We start from the raw sequence: 482 nt of genomic DNA, 5'->3' as shown, positions 1-482 counted from the left end.
TTGCGACCGCGCTCGATATAACCGTTGTCGGTGGCATACAGCACATGCTTGCCGCGAGAGCGGGCGGCGTACTCGTATTGCGCTTCGGTGGGCAGGTCCACTGGCAAGCCGCTGAGTTCACCAAGCCATACGCAATAGTCCTTCGCTTCCTGCCAGGATTTGCTGTAAGCCGGCAGATTGGGTAAATAGAGTTTCGGCACTCGCTCCCTCGCTGGCTCTTTTTCACCCCAATAGCGGTCTTCATCGGTCAGCATCGTGTCATACAAAGGACGGCCAGTAACGATACGGAACCGATCATCCTCTGCAATCGTGGTGAGGAACCTGGCCATGTAGAAGCTGGTCAGCCGAACCGTGTGGACAGGGCGCGAATCGGCGCTGATTACGACGGGCCACAGCTGATCCTTGGGCACACCGCAAGGCCACTCGCAAAGCGGTTTGTAGGCGTTATAGGTTTCTGCCCAACCGAAGTCGCCCATGTCGAA

At 57.3% G+C, this 482-nt stretch carries 1 protein-coding gene; it reads right to left on the bottom strand.

Going from position 1 to position 482, the window contains the following annotated elements; translation table 11 throughout:
• On the bottom strand, positions 1-482 hold a 482-nt coding region (locus ISP20_RS21450; protein WP_204638247.1), incomplete at both ends, for a formylglycine-generating enzyme family protein.

Origin of the sequence: Dyella kyungheensis (assembly GCF_016905005.1) — a bacterium.
GTDB classification, from domain to species: Bacteria; Pseudomonadota; Gammaproteobacteria; order Xanthomonadales; family Rhodanobacteraceae; genus Dyella; species Dyella kyungheensis.
The sequence above is the reverse complement of the archived record's forward strand: the minus strand, read 5'-3'. Positions and strand labels throughout refer to the sequence as shown.